Origin of the sequence: Sutcliffiella horikoshii (genome assembly GCF_021991925.1) — a bacterium.
Taxonomy (GTDB): Bacteria; Bacillota; Bacilli; order Bacillales; family Bacillaceae_I; genus Sutcliffiella_A; species Sutcliffiella_A horikoshii_F.
This window is the reverse complement of sequence record NZ_RXZI01000003.1, coordinates 211,233-228,810: the sequence shown is the minus strand read 5'-3', so window position 1 is coordinate 228,810 and position 17,578 is coordinate 211,233. Positions and strand designations below refer to the sequence as shown.

General features: G+C 42.7%; 14 protein-coding genes and 1 other annotated feature. All 14 genes read right to left on the bottom strand.

What is annotated here, in order from left to right; genetic code table 11:
* Positions 1–259: 259 nt before the first annotated feature.
* The gene (gene thrS, locus EKQ44_RS10680; RefSeq protein WP_237663537.1) at positions 260–2,191 is read right to left on the bottom strand and encodes a threonine--tRNA ligase; all 1,932 of its coding nucleotides are present in this window, start codon (positions 2,189–2,191) and stop codon (positions 260–262) included.
* 219 nt (positions 2,192–2,410) lie between these two features.
* Positions 2,411–2,643 (bottom strand) — a binding site (T-box leader).
* Positions 2,644–2,712: 69 nt separating this feature from the next.
* Positions 2,713–3,549 carry a sporulation protein YtxC gene (gene ytxC / locus EKQ44_RS10675; RefSeq protein ID WP_237663535.1) on the bottom strand — a complete coding sequence of 279 codons (837 nt, stop codon included), beginning with the start codon at positions 3,547–3,549 and terminating at the stop codon, positions 2,713–2,715.
* 120 nt (positions 3,550–3,669) lie between these two features.
* Positions 3,670–4,569: a diacylglycerol/lipid kinase family protein gene (locus EKQ44_RS10670; RefSeq protein ID WP_237663534.1), complete on the bottom strand. Its 900-nt coding sequence runs from the start codon at positions 4,567–4,569 to the stop codon at positions 3,670–3,672.
* Positions 4,570–4,956: 387 nt separating this feature from the next.
* The gene (locus EKQ44_RS10665) at positions 4,957–6,414 is read right to left on the bottom strand and encodes a replication initiation and membrane attachment family protein (RefSeq protein WP_237663532.1); all 1,458 of its coding nucleotides are present in this window, start codon (positions 6,412–6,414) and stop codon (positions 4,957–4,959) included.
* A gap of 171 nt (positions 6,415–6,585) precedes the next feature.
* Positions 6,586–7,047, bottom strand: coding sequence for a transcriptional regulator NrdR (gene nrdR, locus EKQ44_RS10660; protein ID WP_223490629.1), 462 nt, complete (start codon positions 7,045–7,047; stop codon positions 6,586–6,588).
* Positions 7,048–7,071: 24 nt separating this feature from the next.
* Positions 7,072–7,476, bottom strand: coding sequence for a cytosolic protein (locus EKQ44_RS10655; protein WP_237663531.1), 405 nt, complete (start codon positions 7,474–7,476; stop codon positions 7,072–7,074).
* Positions 7,477–7,783: 307 nt separating this feature from the next.
* The gene (speD, locus tag EKQ44_RS10650; protein WP_010195679.1) at positions 7,784–8,158 is read right to left on the bottom strand and encodes an adenosylmethionine decarboxylase; all 375 of its coding nucleotides are present in this window, start codon (positions 8,156–8,158) and stop codon (positions 7,784–7,786) included.
* 325 nt (positions 8,159–8,483) lie between these two features.
* On the bottom strand, positions 8,484–9,515 hold the full coding sequence (locus EKQ44_RS10645) for a glyceraldehyde-3-phosphate dehydrogenase (protein WP_237663529.1): 1,032 nt from the start codon (positions 9,513–9,515) through the stop codon (positions 8,484–8,486).
* Between the two features lie 150 nt (positions 9,516–9,665).
* Positions 9,666–10,265, bottom strand: a complete 600-nt coding sequence (gene coaE, locus EKQ44_RS10640; RefSeq protein WP_237663528.1) for a dephospho-CoA kinase — start codon at positions 10,263–10,265, stop codon at positions 9,666–9,668.
* A gap of 519 nt (positions 10,266–10,784) precedes the next feature.
* Entirely contained in the window at positions 10,785–11,426 is a 642-nt protein-coding gene (ytaF, locus tag EKQ44_RS10635) for a sporulation membrane protein YtaF (protein WP_237663527.1), read from the bottom strand.
* Positions 11,427–11,645: 219 nt separating this feature from the next.
* Positions 11,646–12,476: a DNA-formamidopyrimidine glycosylase gene (gene mutM / locus EKQ44_RS10630; RefSeq protein ID WP_237663525.1), complete on the bottom strand. Its 831-nt coding sequence runs from the start codon at positions 12,474–12,476 to the stop codon at positions 11,646–11,648.
* Between the two features lie 38 nt (positions 12,477–12,514).
* Complete coding sequence (polA, locus tag EKQ44_RS10625) at positions 12,515–15,145, bottom strand: DNA polymerase I (protein ID WP_237663523.1); 2,631 nt, start codon at positions 15,143–15,145, stop codon at positions 12,515–12,517.
* Between the two features lie 296 nt (positions 15,146–15,441).
* Positions 15,442–16,374 carry a protease modulator HflC gene (hflC, locus tag EKQ44_RS10620; RefSeq protein WP_237663522.1) on the bottom strand — a complete coding sequence of 311 codons (933 nt, stop codon included), beginning with the start codon at positions 16,372–16,374 and terminating at the stop codon, positions 15,442–15,444.
* Positions 16,367–17,335 carry an FtsH protease activity modulator HflK gene (hflK, locus tag EKQ44_RS10615; protein WP_237663520.1) on the bottom strand — a complete coding sequence of 323 codons (969 nt, stop codon included), beginning with the start codon at positions 17,333–17,335 and terminating at the stop codon, positions 16,367–16,369. The genes hflC and hflK overlap by 8 nt, the downstream gene beginning before the upstream one ends.
* Positions 17,336–17,578: the final 243 nt, after the last annotated feature.

The window sequence follows — 17,578 nt, the reverse complement described above, 5'->3', positions numbered from 1 at the left end:
CCGGGTGGTCGCTTTCCGCGGGACGGTGCTTGAGCCTCCTCACTGCGTTGCGGGGTCTCAACCAACCGTTATCCCCCGCAGGAGTCGACCACCCTGCACTTCAGTCGGCAGGGGGAAACATTTTAACTTTGTTTATTGTCGGAAACTACCTGGAATACAAGCCGAACCAATAGCATCGCCAATTTCTGACAAGCAAAAAATAAAAGAGAAGAAACGCCCTGGCATCCTCAGCAAGGGCATTCCCCCTTTCATAAAAAGCTTATCTCTTCGCTTCTTTCACCAAGTTATCCACAAATTTCTCTAGGGAAAATGTATCTGATTTTTGTTCGCCGTATTTACGGACGTTTACTGCGCGATCTTGGATTTCATTGTCGCCAAGTACTAGCATGTATGGGATCTTCTGCATTTGTGCTTCGCGGATTTTGTAGCCGATTTTTTCGTTTCTTTCATCCATTTCCACACGGATGCCTTTAGACTTCAAAAGATCTTGCACTTCTTTTGCATAATCAAAGTGCGCATCTGGTGATACCGGGATCACTTGGACTTGTACCGGCGCCAACCAAGTAGGGAATGCACCTTTGTACTCTTCGATCAAGAATGCCACAAAGCGTTCCATTGTGGATACGACACCGCGGTGGATAACAACCGGACGGTGCTGCTTGCCATCTTCCCCAACATAAGTGAGGTCGAATTTCTCTGGAAGTAGGAAGTCAAGCTGTACAGTGGATAGAGTTTCTTCTTTTCCAAGGGCAGTACGGACTTGAACGTCTAGCTTAGGGCCGTAGAATGCTGCTTCGTCGATTGCTTCGAAATAATCTAGACCAAGTTCATCCATTGCTTCCTTCAGCATGCCTTGCGCTTTTTCCCACATTGCATCGTCATCAAAATACTTCTCTTTATTTTCTGGATCACGGTAGGATAGGCGGAAGGAATAGTCATCCAGACCGAAATCTTTATATACTTCAAGAACCAGGTTCACGACACGTTTTAGTTCATCTTTGATTTGATCAGGGCGAACGAAGATGTGTGCATCGTTCAAAGTCATTCCACGTACACGCTGTAGTCCTGCTAGTGCCCCGGACATTTCATAGCGGTGCATTGTTCCAAGTTCAGCAATACGTACTGGAAGCTGACGGTAACTGTGGATGCTATTTTTGTACACCATCATATGGTGCGGACAGTTCATTGGACGAAGAACAAGTTGCTCGTTATCCATTTCCATTGGAGGGAACATGCCGTCCTGATAGTGATCCCAGTGACCGGAAGTTTTGTATAGCTCCACACTACCCATTACAGGAGTATAAACGTGGTCATAACCAAGTTCCACTTCTTTGTCGACGATATAACGCTCGATTACGCGACGGATTGTTGCACCTTTTGGCAACCATAGCGGCAAGCCTTGCCCAACTTTTTGGGAGTTGAAGAAAAGGTCGAGCTCTTTTCCGATTTTACGGTGATCGCGTTCTTTTGCTTCTTCCAACAGGCGAAGGTGCTCATCAAGTTCTGCTTTTTTGAAGAAGGCAGTTCCGTAGATACGTTGAAGCATTTTATTTTTGCTGTCGCCTCTCCAGTATGCACCTGCAATGCTTAACAATTTGAATTCTTTGATTTTCCCTGTCGATGGTACGTGGATACCACGGCAAAGGTCAAAAAACTCGCCTTGTTCGTAGATGGAGATAGTTTCTCCTTCAGGCAGTTCGCGGATCAATTCAAGCTTTAACTCATCATTCAGCTCTTCGTAGCGGCGCAATGCTTCTTCTCTACTCACTTCTACACGGACAACGTCCAAGTTCTCGCTGACGATTTTTTTCATTTCTTTTTCGATTTTTTGAAGGTCTTCTGGAGTTAGTGATTCCTCCATGTCGATATCGTAGTAGAATCCGTTCTCAATTACTGGACCGATTCCTAGTTTTACGTTGCCGTATAGGCGTTTGATCGCTTGTGCCATCAAGTGGGCAGTACTGTGACGCATGATTCCAAGCGCTTCGTCGGAGTCTTGCATGATGATACTGATTTCTCCGTCTATTTCAATCGGGGAACGCAGGTCAATGAGTTCTCCGTTTAGTTTTCCAGCGATTGCTTTCTTTTTCAGACCCGGACTGATGGATGCAGCGATATCTTCTGTTGTCGTACCACGTTCAAACTCCTTTACCGCTCCGTCTGGAAATGTGATCTTCATTAATTCCGACATCTCTGTCACCTCTTCTTTAGAATTTTTTAGGTTCTGTTAGACACCGCTGTTGATTTCCGCAAATGGCTTCGCTTTCCTAGGGGCGCTGCTGGAGCCTCCTCGGCTTCGCCTGCGGGGTCTCCACCAAGCGCTATCTCCCTCAGGAGTCTTCGCCTTTTGCTCCAATCAACAGCTAGAGATTAACTGAACCAAAATAAAAAAACCCGCCCCTTATATAATATAAGGGACGAGTTTAATATCCGTGTTTCCACCCAAGTTCCCATCTTTTAAAAATCTAAAAGACGGCTTCATTTTTAGATAACGAGGGATTTCCCCGTCAACAGCTACTGCATTGTTCACCGTTGAAGTTCAGAGGTGGTTAGGGTTTTAATCGTGATAGGAAGCTTACAGCCGGTGACTTCCCTCTCTAAAATCCGTTTTAAAAACACTCTTGTCCTCATCGATACTTTTTGAGCTATGAAGTTAAAATTGATTATGTAGGTTATTATATTCTCCTGTTACAGGAAAATCAAGTAGTCACTTTAATCAATTTTACTTTTATTATGCCCAAAATAATGAAAAGGTAAAACAACGGCACGTTCGTCAAAGATGTTCCGGATCGTTTCCACCAATTGATGCTCTGTATTGTCTGTATACAGGTAGAGTTTTTCTGGTGCAATGGATACGAGAGGAGCTAGCACTACGGAATCAATATAATAGGAATAATTGTTAAAGTGCGTCCTATTCATATATTTAATAAGCTGACTCTTTGGAATATGAGAAAATGCCTTATCATAAAAATCGAATTGGTATTGATAGACGAGATGCAATTCATCCATTTTTGATTCGGTCGTTGCCAATAGATCACGGAGTTGGTGAACGAATGATTGGTACTCTTGTTCCAGCTTGTACTCATCAATTGCCGCCTCCACATAGACTTGAAGACTTTCAAAATACTCTTTTAACCTGAATGTCAGGAATGAGTCAAAAGAAAAAGAGACAGGCTCTAAAAAAAAGGATTCCATCACCTCTTCCAATTGATCCCCTCGATGATCAATAGATGGAAGGTTCGGGATGTCGGACCGTTCTCCTTGAAGGATCGACTGCAGGATACAAAGGATCTGCTCTTGCTCCTCCACCTCTTTGTAGTAAAACGTATTCTCTAATACTTGTAAGATCCACTCTTTTTCTTTCGTCCGTTGAATATATTTCTTCAACACCGGGGTAATGGTGTTCTTGTAAAAATGAATATCCTTTGATTCCAAGACGATTTTTTCTTTATGTAAAGAAAGGATAGAATCACTTTCAGGATTTTGTTCCATGATATTCACATAAATGGCACTTGCATCCGATTCATTTCGAAAGGAAATCTCAAACAAGTTTGTCCCCCCTTTGGTACACCTGATTCTATGTATATGGGTGCAAGGGCGGAAAAATGAATAAATAATGAAAAATAAGCGCCAGTCCACGTAATAGTGGGTTAGCGCTTATTTTACTTGTCATTGCAATGGAAAATCCCCTACAATCACTTCTAAGTGATCAGGTAGAATGATAACGGTGGCTGGGGTGTTGGAAAATTTCTCTCCGTCTGTATCAATCTCTTGATTTGGTGTTGCTTCTATATTCAGTTCTTTGGCACGAAAGTAGACAATATCGTCATTCCCTTCTGCCGGAACCTCCTTTTGCAGCCTAGTCTGTAGCCAAGTCCAAAGCTGTGCAATGGAGGTTTGCTTGATGATCAGTACATCAAGGTGACCATCCTGAACGCTTGAGGATGGGAAAAAGGAACGGATACCTCCAAGAAAAGAACCGTTACCAATCAGAAGCATGACCGCATCTCCTTCATAAGAAGTCGTTTCACTTACGATCTTCAACTGAAATGGTTCCTCCTCCATCACCGTCTGTCCGGCACTAATGTAATACGACAACCTTCCGAGCAATTGTTTCGTCCCGCTGTCAATATTATCTGAGACTTTGGAAACCAAGCCGATTCCCCAGAAGTTCAAAAAGTACTGATTATCGCTCTTTCCTATATCCACTTTTTGCGTTTGTTTAGCCAAAATTTGTTCTACAGCTTTTACAGGGTGCTGATCAATACCTAGGGTCCTTGAAAAATCATTGCAGGTTCCTCCGGGTATGATGGCAAAAACAGGTCTATCCTCGAGCGGGGCAAGTGCATTAATTAGTTCATAGATGGTCCCGTCCCCTCCTGCACCGATCAATAGATCCACATTACCAGCAATCTGCTCTACCAGTTTTGCACCATCTCCTTCTTTTTCCGTTTTGTGGATGGCCACTTCTTCAAACTGGCTTAAAAGCATTTCCTCTATGCGTTCCATGGAATTTGTCAGTTTTTTGTTCCCGGCATTTGGATTCACGATCACCGCAACTTTTTTCAAAGGTTATTTCCCCTTTTCTTTAGTCTTATAGTAAACGATACCCTTTTTTTGTAGTATTAACATCTTTTCAGGATATAGTTGAGGAAGAAATTATAGACATATTTTTAGAATAGGTTATTGGAATCGTAATTATAGGATAATGGCACATTCAGTGGGAGAAATCTTCGCTCGTTATCAAGATGTGGCCAGTCTGAAGTTGATAAAAAAGTTGATTGTAACTTTTCTGAAGGTGATTGTAACTATTTTGGAGATGATTGTAACTTTTCGGGAGGTTATTGTAACTTTTTTTAGTATTATTGTAACTTTTGCCTCTTCCCCTAGCGTTAGTCACTACAAAAAAGGCCACATCACCAAAAGGTAGATGGCAGCCTCCTATGTCTATGCTATTTATTGATCCAGCCTTATCTTCTTCTCTTTCATTTTTGCCAGACGTTCCATCAGCTTCTGCTTTTCGTCCTCTTCCACTTCCTTGAATTTGTCTGACTGTCCCGCTACAGCTTCCGTTTCGCTGCTAGCTACGTCAGAACTGACAAACCGGTTGCGAACCACTTTCCCTGTTTTTGTTTTAGTGGTGCTACCCCCTCCACCTGAACTCTTGGTGGATGGCTTGGTATCTGCCCAATTCTGGTACTGACGGTGCTCTTCCTTGGCAAGCTCCATGGCTTCCCCTACGGTTTTCACCTGTTTGCGTGCCCAGTGACTGGCAATTTTCTCCACATATTTACGATTTAGTTTCATATCCGTTTTCAACAAAACGTAGTAAAGAAGCACATTCACGACACCAGGAGTCAGTTGCTGTTTAAACATGACATCCTCTACGATGCGAAGATCAGCTGCGGATGGTTCTGATCCGCCAGAAAGATCAGTAAGCATCTGTTTCGGTGATACATTTTCCAACTGCTGTATCAACTGTTCATCCTTCGTCGCAGGCTTTTTATCTGAAAACTGCCTCAAGTTCATCGGTTGTGTCTTTTCCACTAGTCCCGGCAACGTATCTTGGTATTCTAGTTGATACCAATCTCTGGCTGCCTTCCTCAGCTTCTCTAAGTCCACCTTCTCCTCCACATCAATCACATTCATCATCAGGTCCCGCATTGAAATGGGATCAATGGAATAGATAAAGGAGAGCTTGACAATCGCTTCCTTTACTTTTGGCGTGATGGATTTTTTCGGTATGACGACCTCGGATAAGCCTGCATAAAAAAGGTCAAAGTCAAACACCTCTTGACCTACCTTTGGCTCGCTCCCTGTCTTTCTATCCAACCATTCTTCCCCTTCTGGCAACGGAAGCTCTTCCATCATCTCTTCATTCGCCGCATAGGCCATATTTTCCGATTGGACGGATTGAAAAACATCACTGAAACTACGAGTCACTTCCTGAAATTCATCCATCGGGATGGCCTTATCGGAAAAGAATTTTTTAACACTTGCATATTTATTTTTTCCTAGACGGTTGTATAAATAGATGGTCAGCATAGGCTCAGAAAAGAAGGCTTCCGGGGAGAGTGGGGGCTGAAGTTCATAAATGAAGGTGCGGATCTGATTTTCTTCTTTGACCCAGGTCTTTAAAAGTCCGATCCCTTCCAACTTGATTCGTTCTTGGTGAATATCTTTTAAGTTGCATTGCATGGTTGTCATAATTCCATGATGCGTAGTCTCCTCGCCCCATAGGCGGTCTTGATCCAGCTCACTCCAAAGGGTCATGAAAAGACTGTATCCTCTGAATCCCAGCAATGGCTGATAAAGCATGGTAAGAAGTTTTTGGTCAAACTGCTGAAGCATTCCATTTGACCGTACGATATACCGGTCAACAGGGACCAGTTCTTTCCAATGGCGATCTGACATGAAACATCCAAACCTTTCTGTTAAAAATAATCGAAAAAGAGAGGCATATCATTTCCTCTCTCTTACATGGGGCACCTTATTGCGAATTACTTATTGAATAACTTCCATCTTACTCAGATAACAAACAATATATTCTTTACTGTCATGTCTTTTCTTGGCTGTCCAGCCTACTTATTTTCGTTCTTTCTCAATGATTTCTTTCAATTCATCCAAAAATACATTTATATCTTTAAATTGACGGTATACAGACGCAAATCGAACATATGCCACTTCATCAATTTTTGATAATCTCTCCATCACCATTTCTCCGACCATGTCGCTCTTTACTTCGGAAATGCCGATATTCCTTAATTCTTTTTCAACTTCCATTACTATGTCTTCAAGTTGTTTAAGGGCTACCGGTCTTTTTTCACATGCACGGATAAGTCCACGCAATACTTTTTCTCTGCTGAACTCTTCTCTTATTCCTTCTTTTTTCACAACGATAAGCGGCATTTCTTCCACTTTTTCAAACGTTGTGAAGCGGTAGGAGCAAGATTCGCATTCTCGTCTTCTTCTGATGGATTTGCCCTCTTCTACAGGGCGTGAATCTAATACCTTCGTCCCATTATGGTGACAGGCAGGACATTTCATGATGGTTTCCACTCCGTTTCCAATCTACTTTTTCCCCGAATTCAGTCCGGATCCAATATAGATCATCGATTTATCAATCCGTTCATACATCTGTTTGATCAGTTGACGACTGTATCCAAAATCGAAAGGTAGCTTGGTTTCTGTTGTAACGGAAAAATCAACCGCTGTTTCAAAAGGGCGGACAGATATAACAGTGACAATGACAAACGCTTTTCTGCCTTTGTTCACTTGCAATGCAATTTCCCCATGCTCATCAGAAACAGATTTAACCGTTACCCCTTCCATATTCTTAAACAATTCTTGTAACGCCTTCATTGCATTCTTATTGGTAGTTTTATAATAACGACTTCGCAGGGATTCTTCCGTATGATTTTCCCGCGTCTCTGAGTGATTGGTCAAAATACCTTTCAGCTTTTGTATCGCTCCCACTTTAGCCTGACAACCCCTTAACTTGTTGTTTTTTTTGTAGGCTCTGTTAAACGTCGCTGTTGATTTCCGCAATAGGCTTCGCTTATCCAGAGGGCGACCTTGAGCCTCCTCGCAACACTTGCGGGGTCTCAAGATTGTCGCTACTCTCCCGCTGGAGTCTACGCCTCTTGCTCCAATCACCAGCTAGAAACAGGTTATTATCAACAACTAGCTTCAACAAAGCCTTTATGTATAATATATTTTGAGTATAATAAAAAGAGGTGCATGCTATACACCTCTTTTTATTTTAATGCATTTAGTTATAATTTTAAAGAGCTTTTGCTTTGTTTACTTGAACAGGACCCATTCCACGTGGAAGTTCGATTGTTTCACGCGTCTGAGCATTTAAAGCAGTTGCAATATAGTCAGCTGAAATATTAGGATCTAATTCTCCGCATGTATAAACATCGATACTTGCATAACCGTGCTCTGGGAAGCTATGAATGGTTAAGTGGGACTCGGAAATAATGACAACTCCGCTTACCCCTTGAGGTGCAAATTTATGAAAAGCTACCTCTCTTACCTCTGCACCTGATTTTAATGCAGCATCGACAAATGTTTTTTCGATGTAATCCATATCGTTCAATTTGTCAAAATCGCAACCCCATAATTCTGAAATAACGTGACGACCTACTGTTTCCATCTCACGTTCCCCCTTTTCATTTTTTAAAATACATGAATTCCTCAAAGGTGAAGAGTGATTGATGTATTACTACCACGGGGGAAAGTTAGTCCAGAGAGGTCCTAACCCTTTAAGTAGCCACATAATCTTTTCAAGAAGTTCACGAAAAATAGTATAATGCTTTTATTTTAGATTTGCAACAGGCATTTATGACTTTTTTTCTAGCAAGCTATGAAATTGTGAAAAAGACAAAAATTATTGCAATTTATGTAAAATGCAAAAAAGCGATTAACATAAAACGTTAACCGCTTACATTTATTTCACTATTATAATGATTCAGGCCTTATTAACCAGCCATCACTTCTTTTGCTTCCACCATTTTTTCTGCCACGAATTGAACAAGATCTACTACTCGGCAGGAATAACCCCACTCGTTATCGTACCACGCTAATACTTTTACTTTTGTATCGCCCATCACCATTGTGGATAAACCATCAATGACTGCGGAATGCGGATTTGTGTTGAAGTCCACTGATACAAGCGGCTCCATAGTTACCCCTAATATACCATCCATGGAACCGATGGAAGCACTTTGGAATGCATCATTTACCTCATCTACCGTTACCGGCTTTTTCAAGTCTACCACCAGGTCAACAAGAGATACGTTAGGTGTTGGAACACGAAGCGCCATTCCATGCAATTTACCTTTCAAGTGTGGAAGCACAAGCGATAATGCTTTTGCAGCACCTGTAGAAGTAGGAATGATGGATTGCCCGCATGCTCTAGCACGACGAAGATCTTTATGTGGATTGTCAATGTTCTTTTGATCGTTTGTATAAGCATGGACAGTTGTCATCAATCCATTTTCGATGCCAAATTGTTGATCCAATACTTTTACCACGGGAGCTAGGCAGTTTGTTGTACATGAAGCGTTGGAAATGACAAAGTGCTCATTCATATCCAATACTTCCTCGTTAACGCCCATCACAATGGTCACATCTTCATTTTTACCAGGTGCAGTCAATACAACGCGCTTTGCACCAGCTAGCAGATGAAGTGCCGCTTTATCGCGAGAGTTAAACTTTCCAGTTGCCTCAATAACGATATCTATGTTCATTTCTTTCCAAGGAAGCTCTTCTGGATTGCGGTTATTCACCAATTGAATGCGCTTACCATTTACGATTAAGGCATCGTCTTGTGCATATACATCCGCATCGAAACGTCCATGGTTTGTGTCATACTTAATTAGGTGAGCTAGCGTTTCCGCTGGATAGCTCGCATTGATTGCAACAATATTTAATCCTTCCTCTTGGATGGCACGTCTGAATACCATTCTTCCAATTCGTCCAAACCCATTAATTGCAACCTTTGCCTTCATGCAAATTCCCCATTTCTGTATATATGTTATACTTATTAATCTTTTTCCCTGCATTTAGTATAACATAATTAAATTCTATATGTCATGTAAAAAATAAAAAAAGGGCACATCCCTATTTTTGGATGTGCCTGGTAAACTTAATCAACTCGGTTACTGGATATGCCAGCTTGATAAGATTTCATTTAATTGTTGTTCTGTTTTGGTTAGGGTGCCGTTGTTGTCTATGACTGCATGGGAGAGTTTTACTTTTTCGGAAAGGGGCATCTGGGATTGAATTCTGTCTGTTGCTTCCTTTTCGGATAGATCGTTCCGCTCCATTAAGCGCTTTAGTTGGATTTTCTCGGTTACATAGACCAGTAAGGTCTTGTCCACGAGATGGGTAAGCTTGCTTTCGAACAGTAAGGGGATATCCATCACTACCACATCATGGCCATCTTCTATGTATTTCTGTGTCTTCTCTTTCATGCTGGTCCTGATACTCGGATGCATGATTCCATTGAGCTTTTCCCGCTTTTCCTGATCTTGAAAAATAATGCTTCCAAGCTTAGGTCGGTTCAGTGTTTTGTCGTCGTTTAGTATATCTTGTCCAAACTCACTGACCAATTTATTGTATGTATCTGTGCCGATTTCGACTATTTCCCTTGCTACTACATCAGCATCCACGATTGGAATATTTTTATCCCGCAGCATATTGGCCACCGTGCTTTTCCCACTGGCGATCCCACCGGTCAGACCTATGATCAATGGCATGTCCACTCCTCCTTTTAAAAGAGAGACTGTACTCCACAGTCTCTCAGACTGTTGACAAACTATAACTTAGTTAGGTTAACTGTTGAAACAGTTGATCTCCGTTGCAGGAGCTTCACTTTCCGCGGGCGGTCCGGAAGCCTCCTCAGGCTACGCCAAGGCAACTGAAAAAGTAATGAATGTTAATAATCAGGTTAACACCGCTGTTAATCTCCGCAAACGGCTTCGCTTTCCGCGGGGCGACCTTGAGCCTCCTCGAGCTGCGCTCTGCGGGGTCTCAAGATTGTCGCTATCCCCCCGCAGGAGTCTGCGCCTATTGCTCCAATTAACAGCTAGAAATCATTTGAACGATAAGTTATTGGGTTTTTCAGTGGCCTCGGCTACGCCTTGCGGGGTCTTCCCTGTCCCTTCCTCCCGCAGGAGTCTCCGCCCCTTCCACTGTGATCAACTAGATGTTTTCATCATTTTGAAACTTTGTCTACACACTGAGAGACTGTACTCCAGAGTCTCTGCTAGTGTTCCTCACATTTTAATAATACCGATAATGATAAGTAATACGCCAGGTAAAAATGAGAATTTATTAATCCATGAAACGGTTGAGAAAATCCTTCCCAATTTTATCCCGGTGATGACAAATAGCGAGCTCATCACTGCCACAGATACCGCCATCAACCAAGGGGAATAACCTAATAAGGCTGCTCCGATACCTGCTCCAAACGCATCCAAGGACAAAGCGATACCAAGAAAAAAAGCCTCCAGTCCAGTGATGGAACCGGAACGATCAAAGTCGGCTTCTGTCGGTTTCCTGAGGATATTGATGACAACCCCCAAGGATTTGATTTCAAGATTGAATAGAATTCGTTCATCCACAAATGATGTGTTGTCATCGGCGGTACTGGCGCGGAAGAATTGATAAAGGACCCAAACTCCCAGGAGTATCAGTATGCTTCCACCAATCGTCTCTGCAAATGCAGGAGAGAGGAAATTCATAAGTATGGTGCCAACAAACATGGCAAGCAAGAGCGAGACGGCCGAACAGCACGCTATGATACTGATAGATTTAAGTGGCATATGCATTTTTCTGAGGCCATATGTCAACCCGACACTGAAGCTATCCAGACTAACTGCAAAAGCTAATAGGATAAGTGAGATGTATGGAATCATATAGAGCTCCTCCCTAACTATCACTACGATAGTATATGGCAGGAGCCCATTCGATGTGTTCTAATAATTTTTCACTCTAAATCCCCTTTGCCTTTCGCTCCGGGTGTTCCCTTTTGTCGGCTCGGTGCTTGATACTCCTTACAACGTTTCAGGGTATCAACCTATAGCTACCTCCCGTTGGAAGTCTCACACCCTGCTATTTGGGCATACTATTGAACCTTAGGGCTTTGGCTGGCAGTTTGGGCAGGTGTGGGTACCTCGCCCTGCTACTACCGTTTTTTCTATTTCGTGTCCGCATTTACGGCATGGCTCCCCTTTGCGACCATAGACAAATAACTCTAGCTGGAACATACCAATTTGCCCCTGTGAGTTGACGTAAGAACGGATGGTGCTCCCCCCTTTGTCGACTGCTTCCTGGAGTGTAAGTACTATTTCACGTTGCAGCTCGATTAGCTCAGCCTCTTTCAGACTGCTGGCCGTTCGTTCCGGATGAATCCCGGCACGGAATAACGCCTCATCGACATAGATATTACCTAGCCCGACCACAACTGACTGATCTAAGAGCACAGCTTTGATGTTGCGGTTTGTTTTGGCAAGCCTTTCTTTTAATAGTTCTAGGTTAAATTCATCCTCAAAAGGTTCTGGGCCGAGGCTAGCTAAAGATTTTGCAGCCAATTCTTCCCCTTTTTTATAAAGATGCAGGGTGCCGAACTTCCTCACATCCTGATATCGCAGTTCGGTGCCGTCCTCAAAATAGAAGAAAACATGTGTATGTTTATTGGCCGGTTCTTCTTTCTGGAACAAACCATATTTCCCCTCCATCCTAAGATGGGACACCATGCAATAATCATTGAGGTAGAAAAGAAGAAATTTCCCTCTTCTGCCGATCTCAAGGATTTCCTGCCCGATGAGCATCTCTTCAAAAAGAACGGCATCATCGGGTTCTTTAATCATTTTGGGCCACAGTACTTTCACTTCACTGATCTTTTTGCCTTTCACAAGCTGCACCAGCGTTTTTCTGACAGTTTCAACCTCTGGTAGTTCAGGCATGGTAAAACACATCCTCTTACTTCTTGTCTGTAGTTGTTCTATTTCGCATCATACCATGTGGAGCCGTAGGAATAATCCACTTTAAGCGGAACCTTCAAATCCACCGCTTGCTCCATCACTTCCGGTACGATTTTCTTCAGTTTTTCTATTTCCTCTTTAGGTGCTTCAAATACAAGTTCATCATGCACTTGCAAAAGAACTTTCGCCTGCATGTTCTCTTCTTCCAATCTTGCGGACATGTCGATCATCGCTTTTTTGATGATGTCCGCGGCACTTCCTTGGATTGGAGTATTCATGGCTGTTCTTTCCGCAAAGCTTCGCAGGTTGAAGTTACTGCTCGTGATTTCAGGCAGATAACGACGACGATGAAGGAGGGTGGTTACATAGCCTTTGTCCTTCGCATCGAGTACACTGTCTTCCATATATTCTTTCACACCCGGGAAACTTTCTAAATAACGGTCAATAAACGTTTTGGCATCTTTCCGCGTAATGCCCAGGCTTTGCGAGAGACCGTAGTCACTTATACCATAAACAATCCCGAAGTTTACTGCCTTTGCCTGGCGGCGCATGTTGGACGTGACTTCCTCCTCTGATACATGGAACACATCCATTGCCGTTTTGGTATGGATATCTGCATCATCCCTAAATGCCTCTATCAGTTTCTCATCGTCTGCTATGTGCGCTAGAACCCTCAATTCGATCTGAGAATAATCGGCAGCAAAAATGACCCAGTCCTCGTGTGATGGGATGAATGCCTCTCTAATCTTTCTTCCTTCCTCTAGACGAACCGGAATATTTTGTAGGTTCGGATCGATGGAGCTAAGGCGTCCAGTTTGGGTTAGCGCCTGGTTAAAACGGGTGTGGATTTTATGAGAATCTTCATGGATAACCTTCAATAACCCTTCAATATAGGTAGACTTTAATTTTCCAAGTTGACGGTAATGCAAGATTTGTTGAATCACTTCGTGTTTTTCAGCCAACTTTTCCAATACGTCAGCGGAAGTGGAGTAACCGGTTTTTGTTTTCTTAACTGGTGGAAGTCCTAGCTTTTCAAAAAGGATGACACCCAGTTGCTTCGGAGAATTGATATTGAACTTTTCACCAGCAAGCTCAAATATCTTCTCTTCTATTCTTTCCAGTTTTTCACCCAAATCGGCTCCCATTTCTTCTAAACGGGCTTTATCCACTTTGATACCAAGCGCTTCCATTTCTGCCAGCACCAATGTTAATGGCATTTCAAGCTCTTCAAACAGCTCGAGTTGCTCATTGTCTTTTAGTTCATGAATAAACGATTCTTTCATTTCCTGCATCGCAAACGTTTTTCGTACAAGGTGGTTGGCCACTGTTTGCTGCTCGGGAACACTACGTTTTGCGCCTTTTCCATAAACCGCTTCTTCTGTTTCGATTTGATAGTAGCCTTTCTTTCGTGCAATATCAGCAAGGTCGGTGGAGGTTTCCGAAGGATTGACGATATAGGAAGCAATGATGAAATCAAAGTCGATTCCGTTCAACTCAATTCCTTTCCACTTCAATGCCACTATAGCTCTCTTCGCGTCAAAGACCGTCTTCTTTTTATTGGAATCTGATGCAAATGCAGCAAACTCCTCCGACTTCAATGCTACTTCTGTTGGAATGAAATAGTTCCCTGTTTCATTAACAAGTGCAATCCCTTGGATGTCTGCACGATGGTAATTTTCATCCAATACTTCCACCATAAAGAAGTTCTCTTTGGCAAAGTGTTCTTCTTTCACTTCTTCCAGTATGTCGAATGAAATATCCTCCAAGTCCTCCGTTACCGTTTCTCCATCTTCCCCAAGCTTGTCCAATAGGGAGTTGAAGCTGAGCTCTTTAAAAATATCAATCACTTTCTTCTTGTCGAAGCCCTCATAAAGAAGTTCCTCCACTGTGACTTCCACTGGTGCTTCAGTCATGATGGTGGCTAACTCTTTACTCATGATTGCCTGTTCTTTATTGTCCTCTAGCTTCTCCTTTAGTTTCTTACCGCTGACTTTATCAATGGATTCAAGTAGAGTTTCAATCGTGCCGAATTCTTTTAACAGCTTGATAGCCGTCTTTTCCCCAACTCCAGGCACACCAGGAATATTATCTGAGGAATCCCCCATCAGTCCTTTCATGTCAATGATTTGGTCTACGTTCAGGCCATATTTCTCTTCAATGAAGGCAGGTGTGTAGGAATCCACGTCTGTAATTCCTTTTTTCGTAATATCCACTGTGATTTTATCTGTTGCAAGTTGGGTTAAATCTTTATCACCAGAGATGATTTTCACTTCAAAATCATCCTTGGCAGCCTGCTGTGCAAGGGTACCGATGATATCATCTGCTTCATAATCAGGTAGCTCGTAACGTTTGATGTTGTAGGCGTCTAGAAGCTCTCTTAGGAAAGAAAATTGCTCAGATAGTTCAGGTGGCGTTTTTTGACGGCCGCCTTTGTATTCCCCGAACGTCTTATGTCGGAAAGTCGTCTTACCTGCATCAAATGCCACCAGCATATGTGTAGGTTTTTCCTCTTCCAGGATGCGCATCAGCATCATAGTGAACCCGTAAATAGCGTTGGTATGTATCCCTTTTTCATTACTCAATAGTGGTAGTGCGAAGAAAGCACGATAAGCAATGGAGTTCCCATCAATCAATACTAATTTGTTTGCCAAGTTGACTCCTCCTTGTACCTTTTTTCTTATGTATAATCTAATGTAAAAAAGCCGCAATTCTTCCTCTATTCTATCATGGATAGGAATAGAAACAAAAATTGTGGCTTTATTGTTATGGCTGGAGTTTTTAGCTTTTGAGTAGGCCGTTGCTTTCCGCTACAGGCACTCGCTTTCCGCGGGACAGTGCTTGAGCCTCCTCACAACGCTTCAGGGTCTCTACCTACCGTTACTCCCCCGCTGGAATCGAGTTCCGTTCGCTCCATTTCACTCATCCTATTTCATTTAATTTACTCTTTTTATTCCATTCCACCCATTAGGAGCTTGGCATATGGAGAATCAGATGGGAGGACAATGACCGTTTCACCGTCAATGGTCTTTTTATAGGACTCAAGAGTACGGTATAACTCGTAGAATTCTGCATCCTTAGAGAACGTATCATTATAAATTTTTGCCGCTTCCCCTTCACCTTGCCCGCGGATGGTATCAGCATCAGCTTCCGCTTTTGCAAGGATTTCCCTTACTTCACGATCAGTATTTGCCATGATTCTGTTTTTGTCAGCATCCCCACGAGAAAGATATTCCTGTGCAGTTGATTGCCGTTCGGAAATCATTCGTGTGAATACAGCATCTTCATTTTCTGGTGGCAGATCCGTTCTTCTCATTCGTACATCTGTCACCACGACTCCATAATTATTTCCTGCTAGCAGTTGGTTCACTCTTTCCGTGACTCGATCATTCAGACTACCCCTAGAAGATTTTTCATCGTTGATGATATCATCATAATTTAATTGACCAAGCTCTGTTCTGACGACAGAGAAAACAAATTCAGACATTTTTGTTTCGGCGTTCACAAGACTTGCAAGGTTGCTGATCATCAATTGTGGATCTTCGACTCGCCAAACCACATAGTTATCGATTAACATCCGCTTTTTGTCGCGAGTGTTTATCTCTGCACTTGCTTCATCATATAGCATCTGGTACTTAGGGACAGTCGTAACAGATTGGATAAATGGTGTTTTGAAATTCAACCCGGGTTCATCCACAATTTTGACTACTTCCCCAAACTGTCTGACCACCTTATATTCGCCTTCTTTTACTACAAAGACATTGGCCAGGATCACTCCCAGGATAACAAGGACTATAACTCCAAATAATCCACCACGGATAATGGTCTTCCATTGGACATCAGGCTTTTTCTTTTCGAGATTGATGATGTTTTGATCACTCATTGTTCCCACTTCCTTCCGGGTTCGCTGGTGGTTTTGGTGCAGGGTTTTCCGTCCGGAGCGGGAAGTATTTCATCGTATTGCCATCATCATTCATAATGTAGATCTCCGCATATGGTAATACTTCTTCCATTGTTTCCAAAATGAGACGCTTCTTCGTCAATTCCGGAGCGTTCACATATTCATTATATAAGGAGTTGAATTTAGCAACGTCTCCACGAGCACGCTCAATTCTTGCCGCCTTCTCCCCTTCCGCTTTGGAGATGATGGCGTCCTTTTCCCCTTCTGCCTCATTCATGCGCTGGTTCTGATATCTTTTTGCTTCATTGTTTTTGGTGTTCTCCATTTCACGTGCATCTGTTACGTCTGTAAAAGCTTTACGCACCTCTGCGTTCGGCAATTCCACGTCTTGAAGATTGACGGATGTGACAGAAATACCAATATCATAGGTTTCCATCAGGGTTGTTAAGAGGTCAAACACCTCCACTTCAATCTGTGCTTTACCAGAAGTAAGTGCTTCATCAATTTGTGTGCTTCCAATAATGCTTCTTAAAGAGGCAGACGTTGCATTATATAGAACTGCCTGCGGATCATCACTATTAAATAAGTATTTACCTGGTTCGCTTATTTTCCACATGACAACCATATCCGCCAATACGATATTTTCGTCACCTGTAATCATTTTGGTATCATTGGTGTATTCAACTACTTCTCCGTTTCTCTCTTCATAGCCGAATTGTAAGCTGAATGTCTCCTTTGATAACTTTTTTACGTCCTGGATAGGCCACGGCATTTTAAAGTGCAGCCCAGGCTCACTGATTCCTTCTTCCACTTTTCCGAAAGTCAGGATTACCGCTTGTTCGGATTGGTCGACCGTGTACCAGGATGTCAAGGCAACCGACCCGATAACCGCAGCAAGGACCACTAGAAAAACGGTCATATAAATGCGCTTTAAACTTATCAATGTTGTAATCTCCCCTTTTTATGTTCTCGTTGATTTATACGTTAGGGAGTGGAGAAAGTTTCGTTTTTTTTAAAAAGCTTTATTAAAGGATTAGATTGATTTAAGAGAGTCTTATAGCTGGGGATTGGAGCACAGGGCGTAGACTCCTACGGGAGGTAGCGCTTAGCGGAGACCCCGCAGGCCAAGCCGAAGAGGCTCCGCAAGCGCCCCGTGGAAAGCGAAGCTCAGTGTGGAAATCACCAG